This window comes from Paraburkholderia sp. CNPSo 3272 (assembly GCF_024206495.1).
Lineage (GTDB): Bacteria > Pseudomonadota > Gammaproteobacteria > Burkholderiales > Burkholderiaceae > Paraburkholderia.
This window is the reverse complement of the sequence record NZ_JAMBPQ010000079.1, coordinates 1-10,697: the sequence shown is the minus strand read 5'-3', so window position 1 is coordinate 10,697 and position 10,697 is coordinate 1. Positions and strand designations below refer to the sequence as shown.

The window sequence follows — 10,697 nt, the reverse complement described above, 5'->3', positions numbered from 1 at the left end:
TTTCGAGGATCGGACCTTCGTGTCCTCAGGCAGCAAGCCATCGGCCTTCATCTCGCGCACGGCGCGGTGCGAGGCCGCATAGCCGTCAAGCGTGATGATCTTCGGTGGCTGGCCCTGATGTTTGATCGCCTTCCTGAAAAAGGCTTTTGCCGTCTCCACGTCGCGCTTTGCACGGAGCATGAAGTCAACCGTCTGGCCCACCCGATCCACCGCCCGATAAAGATAGACCCACTTGCCGCGCAGCTTGAGATAAGTCTCATCAACACGCCAGGACTGGCCGGTGGGCCTGCCGAAGCGATTCCACCGTTTGACGAACTCCGGTGCAAAGCGCCGCACCCAGCGCAGGATCGTCGTGTGGGCCAGCGCCAGACCCCGTTGCGCCATCATTTCGACCAGATCGCGCAAGCCAAGCTTGTAGCGCAGGTACCAGCGAACACACAGAATGATCACATCGCGGTCAAAGTGACGGCCTGCAAACAGTTCGTCCAGGCTCTTCAGCTTGCTCATCGTCGGTTCTCAATTCGTTCAGCCCGACACCTTAACCGATTCGCCCCCGCCCTATTTGCACCAGAGCCCCCTTGGGCGAGCAAAAACGAAGGCTGCGCGGCGTACGCCGCTCTCCCGTGAGCCGGGTCGACGCACTGATTTTAGGCACCGCCAGGTTGTCGAGGGGCCCATGCTGGTTCTGTCACGCCAAGGCACTGAGCTAATTGTTGCTCGACCACGGGAGAGCCTGCTGGCTTTCTACGACTTCCCGGCCGAACACTTGCAGCACCTGCGCACAACAAACGCGATCGAGTCGACGTTCGCGACGGTGCGCCACCGTACTACACGTACGCGCAACTGCGTGTCGCGACCGACCTTCCTCGGTCTGGCGTTCAAGCTGATCGAGGAAGCCGAGAAAACCTGGCACCGGATCAACGGCCCCGAACAGATCCAGCTGTTGCTGGAGGGCATTGCCTTCCAGGACGGCGAGCCGGTGCAAGACGATCAACCGGGTCAGCAGAAACTCGCCGCTTGACGTCGCCCGCTATCAACGCCCATACACCAGACTTGACCTCATCTCCTTATCGCGACACTACCAATCTGTGTCCAGAAAAATCCGGGCCGTGGCAGATGGGGCTCGCAGACAAATTCGATCCCTTCAGAAAACCCGCAATCAGTTTTCAGTGGATCATTCAACCGAGCATCGTTGGGCCCTCAAGCTGCTGGCGGCGCTGGAAAAATCGTTTCGCAGCGCCAAGGGCTTCAAGGATGTTCGGTGTGCGCTTTCGAGCACCGTTTGTCTCGAAACCGCCATTTCCAACATCCGTCGGCGCGAATGGAAGAAATGCGTCACGCTAGGCACTGCTGACCAGGCTCCGTTGGAACAGTCTTACTCGCATGCAGCGCCAGCAACATTCTGGCTCTACGGACCCTCGTGAACCTGCTCACCGGATTTTTCCACCGCGCGACTTACCGTCCGAAATGGCAACGCGCAAGCCATCGCAGTTCAGTGAGTTCCACGACGGCTGCGCCCGACGCGCCTTGCTGATCGATGCACATATCGTGGCGTCGGCCCAAATATTGCGTATGCTTTTCCTTGTGCAATAGGAGTGGATATTGACCTATCTGCAATTTACCAGCGCGGTCAAATAATCCTGCGCAACGTTGGTTACCTGAATGGGAGACCTGATGCGGAATGCAATTGGATTTGTCGGGTTAGGTGATACACGCACGCCGCTGCGTAAAATTGTTATTTCGCCCGTGAATTTGACCGCAAACGGACGCGCACATCTTGGTCACGCGGGTGGTCCCTTTTTGCGAATGGATATCCTCGCACGCGCCTTGCGTCGTAGCGGACATGATGTTTGGTACGGACTCACTACGGACGGCTTCGAAAATCATGTCGTTGCGAAAGCGACGCAGCTCGGAGAACATCCGGCAACGATGGCCGCGCGATTTCATGAGCAGATCGGGACCGATTTGAAGGCCCTCGATATTCATCTCGACAGGTTTGATGATCCCGTTCATCGCACCAACATCGATACGTTTTTTGGTGTGCGGGAAGCACTGATGCGCAGACTGGGACAAAGCGACCAAGTCCAACTACGCGACGAACGGCTGCCTGTTGACGATGCGTTGCCTTCCACAGCACCTATAGAGGACCGGTTTTCCATCGGCGCCTGGTTGGCCGCATGTTGTCCTAACTGTTTGAAGCCGGCCGGCAGCTTCTTTTGTGAAGCTTGCGGCATGCACTTCGAGCCGTGGGATGCGGTAAAGCCCGTTTCACGACGGGGAACAATCACTGAGTGGGTAGAAAGCAAGTCGTACTTCCTGAACATGCGGAATCCGACCCAGCTAACTGTGCAATGGGAGCAAATGCACATCGAGGCACCGTTTGCGCGTATCGCGCAACGATACGTCGATCGGTGCGGGGGCACCATGCGATTGACGTTGCCCGGGCTCTATGGCGTTCCATGGCAAGCCGATGCTTGCGTGAATCGTCAGATTCTCTTTAGCTATTCCGCAGGCTGCTATACGCACCATCTCTACTGCGGTGAGCGGTATGCACAAGAGCGCGGTGTGGCGAATCCCTTTTCGCATGGGAGTGACACATTCCTGATCGGCTCGACGGGGATCGACAATACAATTCCGGTGCTCGTCGGGGTCACGGGTTGTGCGCTTGCGCAGGAAAATTTTCGTCCTTTCGACAGCGTGAACTTCAACTACTTCCTCAAGCTGAACGGAAGCAAGTTCTCGACTAGCCGCGGCCACGTAATCTGGGCTGGTGATATCGGAAACATAAACGGCATCAACACGGATGCGCTGCGCGTGTACCTCTCCGAAATATGTCCCGAGGAAGAGGAAACAGATTTTCGTGTTGGCAACATGCTTGGCCGTCACAATCATCTCGTCTCAACGGTCGGGACGCTCGTTGCAAGCGCCTGCGCCACGATAGTCGAAAATCCGGCTTTTCGCGGCGAGCCGGCATTCGATTCGTCGCTGTTCGCGAGGCTCGTCGAGCTCTATGGTGAGCAAAGCGCCGCGCTGTCACCCGACAAGCTGCGGGTTTCGCTGGCGTCAAAGCCGCTTATGGCATGGTTGGATCTCGCCAACGAAGCGCGCACGCCAGCCACGGCATATACGTGGCTCAAAGGCCTCGCATTCCTGGCTGCCCCGCTGATGCCGCGCACCGCCGACGCCATCTGGGTATGGCTTGGACATGCCGAAACTCCATCGGCATCCGCTTTTCCGGAAACCCGTCAGATACCGGATGCAAAGGCGCCCAATCTCCACGAGTCGCGAATGTTGCATGAGCATGATCTTTCCAACTGCCTTCCTGCGAGCATGGACTCATGAGTGCACCCGCCGAACTGCCTTCCGCGCTCAAGGCCACCGCGTTCATACCGTTCCTGGTTGCGAGCGCTGCGCTTGCGGCGGCCTATGGGGCAAGTTTTCTGCTGGCCGACTATCTGCGCGCAAGCGGGCTCGACGTTTCAATGGCGGGCACCGTGATTTCGAGCGGCATCTTCACCATGATCATCAGTTCGCTGTTCGCCGGCTGGATAGCGCAACGGATCGGACTGATGTCGACGATCATCGCAGCTGCCGGGGCGATGTCCGCGGCGATGCTCGCGTTTGGGCTGACACGCGTCGATTTGAGGATTGCCTTCGCCGGTGGACTGTTGCTGGGTCTAGGTTGGTCGGCGTTCAATATCCTGGCGCCGCTCCAGATCATCCACCACTTGAAGCCTTCAGCGCGGATCAGATATTTGACGCTTTTGTCAGGCGCCCAAATGGCAGGACTCGGATTCGCTTCACCTACTGGCCATTTCCTCGCGCACCGATTCGGTTCATTTTACGTCGTTTATATCGGTTTGGCTTGTGTCTGCCTTTCCGCTGCCGTCGCACTCGCGATAGTCCGGAAGCTTATGCAAGGCACGCCGCACTTATCGATGGCAGCGGTTGGCATCACACCTTCCCAGGCCGCATCGGTCTTGTGCTCGACCACCCGCATGCCCATTGCGATGATCGGACTTGCCGCCTGCGCTTTTGCGGGGCTTTCGACTTACCAGACGGCGTACGCAGAATCTCGACACCTGCCCGCGGAACTTTTCTTCCTGACGTTCACCTTGACGACCGTAGTATGCCGGTTCACGCTTGCGCCAGCAATCAGCAGGCTGCCTGTTCGCAAGCTCGCGTTCGCGCTGTTCATCGCCACACTCGCCGCGCTAGCGCTCTTCATCTGGAACCGCAGCAGCTCAATTGTCTATGTAATCAGCGCCTGCGTTTTCGCCATAGGCTATGGACTCACCTATTCGACCTTGAACAGCATGGCTGTCAATCTTGCCGGCGACGCGGAATTGTCCGTGCCGGTCACTTCCCAAGTCTTCACGATCGCGTACTTTGCCGGCGTGTTTGGCTTTCCCTACATCGCTGGAATGCTGGTCGCTCACGGCGGGATCAATCTCATGCTGACGGTAACGCTTGCCATTGCCTCCGTAAACGTCCTGTTGCTAGCCCGAATCCACTCGGGAAGCCCGCGGCCCGCGGTGACGACGCACTATTGATGTCAGAGCCGGTTTGACTGCAGGTAGTCGAGCATTCCAAGGTAAATTTTCGTCGCGAGGTCGTCAAATGAGCAGAGAGTCTGTCGTCGCCGTTGGTGCAGGTCCAGCAAACCTGAGTCTCGCTGCGCTTGCGTATAACCAGCGTGAGCTTGCCGTGACTGTATTTGAGCGAGCACTTGAGCCTGCGTGGCATCCAGGATTGATGGTCGACGGGGCACTGATGCAGACGAGTTTCCTGAAAGACCTTGTCTCGCTTGTCGACCCGACCAACCCATACTCGTTTCTTGCGTACCTGAAGGACCACCGGCGCCTCTATCGAGCCGTCGTGTGCGGGTTGGACCGTATCACGCGGCAGGAGTTTCAAGATTATCTGAAATGGGCTGCCATGCGGTTGCCGAATATCCGCTTCGGCACGGCCATCAATGAAATCGACCTAGATCGCGATTCATTTTGCGTGCGTGCCAAGGAAGAAACGGTGCGCACGAAGACGGTCGTCATCGGTGTGGGCCGGGAACCGTTCATTCCTGACTTCGCACGCCTAATTCGCGGAAAGAACGTTTTTCATAGCGGCGCATTCCTGAATGAAAAGCGGAATTTTTCAGGTTCGAGCGTGGCGGTGGTAGGCGGCGGCCAAAGCAGCGCCGAAGTCGTCAGCGCGCTACTGCGCGGGTTACATGGAGAACCGGCATCGATTACGTGGGTGTCGCGTCGGCCAAATCTGTTTGCCCTCGAAGACAGCCCATTCGTCAATGAATGGTTCTTTCCCCAACACAGCATGTGGTTCCAACGGTGTTCACGCGAGGCGCGTGAACGATTTCTGATGGGGCAGGAACTGGCGGGCGATGGCGTCAGCGCCTCGACGCTTCGGGAAATCTATCAGCTCTTGTACGAGCGCGAAGTGGCGCATAAGGCAAGGCCGGGCGCCTGCGAGATACGGATCGATTCGTCGGTCGAGGCAATGAGTCTCGACGGGCCTGGTTATTTGTTGACAGTGCGTGACCGCGTGAACGGCGATGTGATGCACGCATATGCGGATGTCGTCATTCTCTGCACAGGGTACAGATCCTCGCTGCCGCGGTTACTCGAGCCTTTACGAAGCCGGCTGTCGTTTGTGCAAAACACATTAGGAGATACGGAGCTTGAGATACGCGATGATTTTTCCGTGGTCCTGGATGGGCCGCTCGGCTGTCGGCTCTATCTGCAAAACGGTGCGCGCTCGCAGTATGGGGTCGCAGATCCCTACCTCAGTCTGCTTTCATGGCGCAGTGCGCGAATCTTGAACGCCATTCTCCGTATGGAGCGCTTCGATTGCGGTGTAATGAGCGGTGCTATCACGTGGTCAGGCGAAACCTTGGCGGCGTCGCGGAAGCCATCGCAAGAGATGACGGAGAAAATTTCATGACTCGAAAGCACGGCTTCACCACGATAGATCTCGCCGGAATGTCTCATGCGTCGTTGCCGCCGGAGCTGCAGAAGGCGCCTAACGTCGTCCATGCATTTGCTGATGACCGTTTTAGTGGCAATCCCGCGGGCGTTGTTATCTTGCGTGAATTTCCTCCGGCCGAGCAAATGCAAGCGGCGGCTCACTATGCGAAGCTGCCGACCACTGCCTTTGTGGCACCGTCATCGGACCACGACGAACTCGCGTGCTTCGACATACGATGGTTTACGCCTAGTGCCGAGCTCGAGCTCTGTGGGCACGCGACGCTCGCGGCGGCGCATTGGCTATTTACTCGAGGGGAAGTGCCGGGCCACGCGCTGACGTTCGGATCGAGGAGCGGCGTGCTTGCTATCACGCGCGCTGGCGATGCGATCACCATGAGCTTCCCTCGCATTCTCAGCGTCGCCGCTGACAGGGCGACGGCGCGCACCGTGTCGGACGCGCTTGGTGTGCCGCTGGTCGAATGCCGGCGTGCTTATGATGATCTGATTGCCGTGGTCGCGGAAGAGTCTATCGTCACGCGCTTTGTGCCGGATTTCGCTGCAATTCGCGGCCTTGAATGTCGTGGCGTCGTGCTGACCGCACGTACCGATCCAAACGGTTCGCTCGCGGAATATGACATCGTGTCGCGGTTTTTCGCGCCTGAGATTTCCATCGACGAGGATCAGGTGTGTGTGTCCGCGCATTGCAAGCTTCAGCCGTACTGGTCCGAGCGCTTGGGCCGCTCGAGTCTGCGTGCGTTGCAAGCCTCAGCTAGCGGTGGGCGGCTAGGACTGGACGCAAGGGGCGATCGCGTCTTAATCGAAGGTAGCGCGCGCTTCGGAGACATTGACGGCATTCGACATGGAACGGTTGCGTGCGGCCCCGTTACCACCTGTGCTATCGGTGTGACCATGCGTGAGTTCGATGGCTTGGCGAGCGAACATTCCAAGGCGCCTTTCCGGCTTGCGTCATTTCGCGTCGCTCCCGGTTGCGCCACCGTTGCGGAAGCGCATGACGTGGCAGAACTTTGGCATCTCTCCAGGGGACATGGTCGTGCGGTAGTCGACGGCCGGAGCATCGAGTTGAAGGCAGGCGACTCGGTTCAATTCGCCCCTCGAGAGCGTCACCAGTTGCACAACGTCGGAGATGAGGCTATAGAGGCCGTTTCGATTTGGTGGGAGGTGCCCCGATCATGACCATGTGCTTCGATCTTGTCGTCGTCGGCGGAGGGCTTTGTCACGTTAGAGAGAAGACAAGGCAATGCTGGCAGGGGCGATCAGGGTCTGTCATAGATTTTGTGTTCAAGGCATAACATGTAGCTCAAGGAGCATGTATGCCACGCAAACCCAAGACAACTACCGAAGCGCAGACAGCGTTACCGTCCATTCCGAAGGAGCTGATCGACCAGTTCGTGAAGGGACCCATGACCGCCGAAGCGGTGCACGCCGCTTCAGCCGCGTTCAAGAAGGCGCTGATCGAGCGGGCGCTGGGTGCCGAACTTGGACACCATCTGGGTTATCCGGCGGGTGCCGTGCGGCCCGAAGATGCGACCAACCAGCGCAACGGCAAGAGCGGCAAGACGGTGCTGACTGATGACGGTCCGCTGCGCCTGGAGATTCCTCGTGACCGCGACGGCAGCTTTGCCCCGATCCTGATTCCGAAGCACGAGCGACGTTTCACCGGCTTTGACGACAAGATCATCGCGATGTACGCCCGTGGCATGACGGTGCGCGAGATCCAGGGGTTTCTGGCTGAGCAGTACGGTACCGATGTGTCGCCGGAGTTTATCAGCTCGGTGACCGATGCCGTGATGGACGAGGTGAGTATCTGGCAGGCGCGCCCGCTTGAGCCGATGTACCCGGTAGTGTTCTTTGACGCGCTACGCGTCAAGATCCGCGAGGAAGGGATGGTGCGCAACAAGGCGATCTATCTGGCGCTGGGCATCCTGCCAGACGGCACACGGGACATCCTGGGGCTGTGGATCGAGAACACGGAAGGCGCGAAGTTCTGGATGAAGGTGTTCAGCGACCTGAAGGTGCGTGGCGTGCAGGACATCCTGATCGCGGTCACCGATGGACTGAAGGGCATGCCTGAAGCGCTGGGCGCGGTGTTTCCGGCCACCACGCTCCAGACGTGCCTACGCAAGATCGTCAAGACGCGTGGGCACTTCCCGACGGACGAGGCCGCGACCAAACTGCTCTGGCTGGCCTTGCGCAATATCACGGCTGACTGGAGCCGTGCCGCGCATGACTGGAAAGCCGCGATGAACCAGTTCGCGATCCTCTACGAGGATCGCTTCACCAGAAATCATTTGTAGAATGCAATTGATGAGCCTGCCAGACGGCAGGCTTTTATCTGCCTTGCACACAAAAATTCAGACACTCCCTCGTGCGGTGCAGTGATGCTAGGTGTCGAATCAAAGTAAGAGACTCGAGGTGCAACTCCCCGGGTCTACTCACCTCACAATAGCGCAGCTTCATATCGATTTCTGGAGAAGACTCCGGCGCCGCTCATGCAGGGAAATCGAACTTCGCCAGTCACGGCGGAGAGCGCAGGGCTTCCGACTCCCCGAACAGCACCGCCGGAGAAGTTCCAGCGGTGGACCATTCTGCACGACTATTTGAATAGGCCAGGTAATAGCTCTCGGTCCTAATGAGCGGTGCATCGCTTGCCTCAACCGGCTCGCCGCGTCGCAACTCGTGCCGAAACAAAAACGCCGGCAGTAGCGCGACGCGCTAATCCCGAACTCGCAGCCTGAGCCGCCACGGCAAACTGGTCAATGCGCATGTCCGACTTACCCTTGTTCGCGGCTCGCACGCGCCATAGCGAGCTTCTTCTTCGCCGCCCAGCGCTGCCGGCGCTCGGGGCCGTCAACATTTCCATCACTTTCTGCCCGGTTTAGCCAAGAACACCGTCGGATGCCACCGCTGTACTGATGCCGACCAGGACAATCGCCTGGTTGACAGCAGGAATTTTGGCTTCCTATTATGCATACATCGTTGCACACAAGACGGCGCACAGAATTGTGTGGCGAGTGTTTTTTTGTCTACGGGATTACCCTTACTGGAGAAGTCATCATGGCTCGGCTGTTTCGCATTACCCGTCATATTGTTGTCAGTCTTGCAGCGGTTGGCTGCGTAATCGCCAGCGCGCCGTCGCATGCTCAGGACAACGGCACATGGCAAAGCGTAAAAAAGGCTGGTGTGCTGCGGTGCGGCGCAGCAGTTGCCCCTCCCTATGTGATGCGTGACCCGAAGACCGGGGCATATAGCGGCTTCTTCTCGGACTTGTGTCGCGACTTCGGCCAGAATGTCCTCAAGGTGAAGGTCGAGTTCGTCGATACCACCTGGGACAACATCGTCGCGGGCCTGCAATCGGACAAGTGGGATTTGTCGATGGCGCTCAACGATACGCCCGAGCGTGAAAAGGCCATTTCCTTTTCGGCACCCGCGACCGACTACAACGTCTCGCTCGTGTACAACAAGAACAACCCCAAGATTCCCAAGGGGGCTCATAACCTCACTGACATTGACAAGCCCGGCGTGACTATCGCAGTCATGTCCGGAACCTCGCAGGACAAGGCCATTTCAGCCGCCATCAAGCAGGCTCAAATCATGAGGCTGCCTGGAAATGACGAGACGCGTCTGGCGTTGATGTCGAAGCGTGCCGACCTTCTGGCGGATGCGAACATCACCAACATGCTCCTGACTGAGGAACATCCTGAATGGGCTGTCGCGATTCAGCCCAACCCGCCGCTCGCTCAACAGGAGGTCTCGTTCGGCCTGCGCAAGGAAACGCCAAAGGCGGACATCGCTGTTCTCAACGACTTTCTGAACTCCCAGGTCAAATCGGGCGCAGTCAACCGCCTCATCAAGACCTCCGTCCAGGCAATGCTTGTCTCCAAGTGAGAGCATTGGCGCCGCTGGTCCGTATGGTCTGGCGGCGCCAATTTTTGCATCAGCCTGAAGAATCCCGGCGTTTTGAAGTTGCAAGCGAAGCAATCGATTAAAAAAAAGCCAGTCAAGGCCACAACGGTTCGGAAAACTGATGAAAAAAACTCTAATCGGCGCCGTGCTCGCGAGCGCCGCGCTTCCCGCATTCGCACAAAACTCGGTGACGCTGTACGGAGTCATCGACGAGGGTTTTAACTATACAAATAATGTCAAGGGCTCAAGGGAAGGGTCTACGAGCTTCAGAGCGGCTACGTCCAGGGTAGCCGCTGGGGTCTGAAGGGGACGGAAGACCTTGGCGGAGGGTTGAAGACGGTTTTCCAGCTTGAAAACGGCTTTGATGTGAACAGCGGGAAGCTTGGGCAAGGCGGCTTAATGTTTGGCCGACAAGCTTACGTCGGTCTGGCAAGCGAGCGGTTTGGCACTGTGACTTTGGGGCGCCAGTACGACTCCGTTGTCAACTATCTCGCTCAGACGACCGCGAACGGCAATTGGGGCGGCTATCTTTTTGCGCACCCATACGGGGAGTGTCTGAATTTTTGTGTGCAAGGCAGATAAAAGCCTGCCGTCTGGCAGGCTCATCAATTGCATTCTACAAATGATTTCTGGTGAAGCGATCCTCGTAGAGGATCGCGAACTGGTTCATCGCGGCTTTCCAGTCATGCGCGGCACGGCTCCAGTCAGCCGTGATATTGCGCAAGGCCAGCCAGAGCAGTTTGGTCGCGGCCTCGTCCGTCGGGAAGTGCCCACGCGTCTTGACGATCTTGCGTA

7 protein-coding genes and 4 pseudogenes are annotated in these 10,697 nt (G+C 57.9%); 9 read left to right on the top strand and 2 right to left on the bottom strand.

The genetic code is table 11. The features are described from left to right. Window positions 1-507: IS6 family transposase (locus M3I53_RS37595; RefSeq protein WP_254320780.1), on the bottom strand; the 507-nt coding region annotated here is incomplete at its 3' end. Window positions 508-718: 211 nt separating this feature from the next. On the opposite strand from M3I53_RS37595, the pseudogene M3I53_RS37590 reads away from it, so the two are divergent. The 9 genes and pseudogenes from M3I53_RS37590 to M3I53_RS37550 form a co-directional block, all read left to right on the top strand. Then, a pseudogene (locus M3I53_RS37590) lies at window positions 719-1,021 on the top strand (transposase); the annotation flags it as partial. Window positions 1,022-1,166: 145 nt separating this feature from the next. Then, window positions 1,167-1,244 (top strand): annotated as a pseudogene (locus M3I53_RS38775) (IS6 family transposase); the annotation flags it as partial. A gap of 418 nt (window positions 1,245-1,662) precedes the next feature. Further along, window positions 1,663-3,342, top strand: a complete 1,680-nt coding sequence (locus tag M3I53_RS37580; protein ID WP_254320778.1) for a class I tRNA ligase family protein — start codon at window positions 1,663-1,665, stop codon at window positions 3,340-3,342. After that, window positions 3,339-4,553 (top strand): MFS transporter, encoded by a 1,215-nt coding sequence (locus M3I53_RS37575; protein ID WP_133190577.1) that lies wholly within the window; start codon window positions 3,339-3,341, stop codon window positions 4,551-4,553. The genes M3I53_RS37580 and M3I53_RS37575 overlap by 4 nt, the downstream gene beginning before the upstream one ends. A 67-nt stretch (window positions 4,554-4,620) precedes the next feature. After that, window positions 4,621-5,955 (top strand): lysine N(6)-hydroxylase/L-ornithine N(5)-oxygenase family protein, encoded by a 1,335-nt coding sequence (locus tag M3I53_RS37570; RefSeq protein WP_133190575.1) that lies wholly within the window; start codon window positions 4,621-4,623, stop codon window positions 5,953-5,955. Beyond that, window positions 5,952-7,172, top strand: a complete 1,221-nt coding sequence (locus M3I53_RS37565) for a PhzF family phenazine biosynthesis isomerase (protein WP_133190573.1) — start codon at window positions 5,952-5,954, stop codon at window positions 7,170-7,172. Before M3I53_RS37570 ends, M3I53_RS37565 begins: the two co-directional genes overlap by 4 nt. Before the next feature lie 137 nt (window positions 7,173-7,309). Next, window positions 7,310-8,293, top strand: a complete 984-nt coding sequence (locus M3I53_RS37560; RefSeq protein ID WP_254320777.1) for an IS256 family transposase — start codon at window positions 7,310-7,312, stop codon at window positions 8,291-8,293. Between the two features lie 760 nt (window positions 8,294-9,053). Continuing rightward, a complete protein-coding gene (locus tag M3I53_RS37555) occupies window positions 9,054-9,884 on the top strand; it encodes an ABC transporter substrate-binding protein (protein WP_254320776.1) in 831 nt (276 codons plus the stop codon). Between the two features lie 139 nt (window positions 9,885-10,023). After that, window positions 10,024-10,448, top strand: a pseudogene (locus M3I53_RS37550) (porin); the annotation flags it as partial. A gap of 70 nt (window positions 10,449-10,518) precedes the next feature. Here the strand turns inward: M3I53_RS37550 and M3I53_RS37545 are convergent. Then, window positions 10,519-10,697 (bottom strand): annotated as a pseudogene (locus M3I53_RS37545) (IS256 family transposase); the annotation flags it as partial.

Excerpts from the sequence above, each read along its gene's own strand:
- M3I53_RS37580 (WP_254320778.1), top strand. The coding sequence starts at position 1,663 with ATGGGAGACCTGATGCGGAATGCAATTGGATTTGTCGGGTTAGGTGAT.
- M3I53_RS37575 (WP_133190577.1), top strand. The coding sequence starts at position 3,339 with ATGAGTGCACCCGCCGAACTGCCTTCCGCGCTCAAGGCCACCGCGTTC.
- M3I53_RS37570 (WP_133190575.1), top strand. The coding sequence starts at position 4,621 with ATGAGCAGAGAGTCTGTCGTCGCCGTTGGTGCAGGTCCAGCAAACCTG.
- M3I53_RS37565 (WP_133190573.1), top strand. The coding sequence starts at position 5,952 with ATGACTCGAAAGCACGGCTTCACCACGATAGATCTCGCCGGAATGTCT.
- M3I53_RS37560 (WP_254320777.1), top strand. The coding sequence starts at position 7,310 with ATGCCACGCAAACCCAAGACAACTACCGAAGCGCAGACAGCGTTACCG.
- M3I53_RS37555 (WP_254320776.1), top strand. The coding sequence starts at position 9,054 with ATGGCTCGGCTGTTTCGCATTACCCGTCATATTGTTGTCAGTCTTGCA.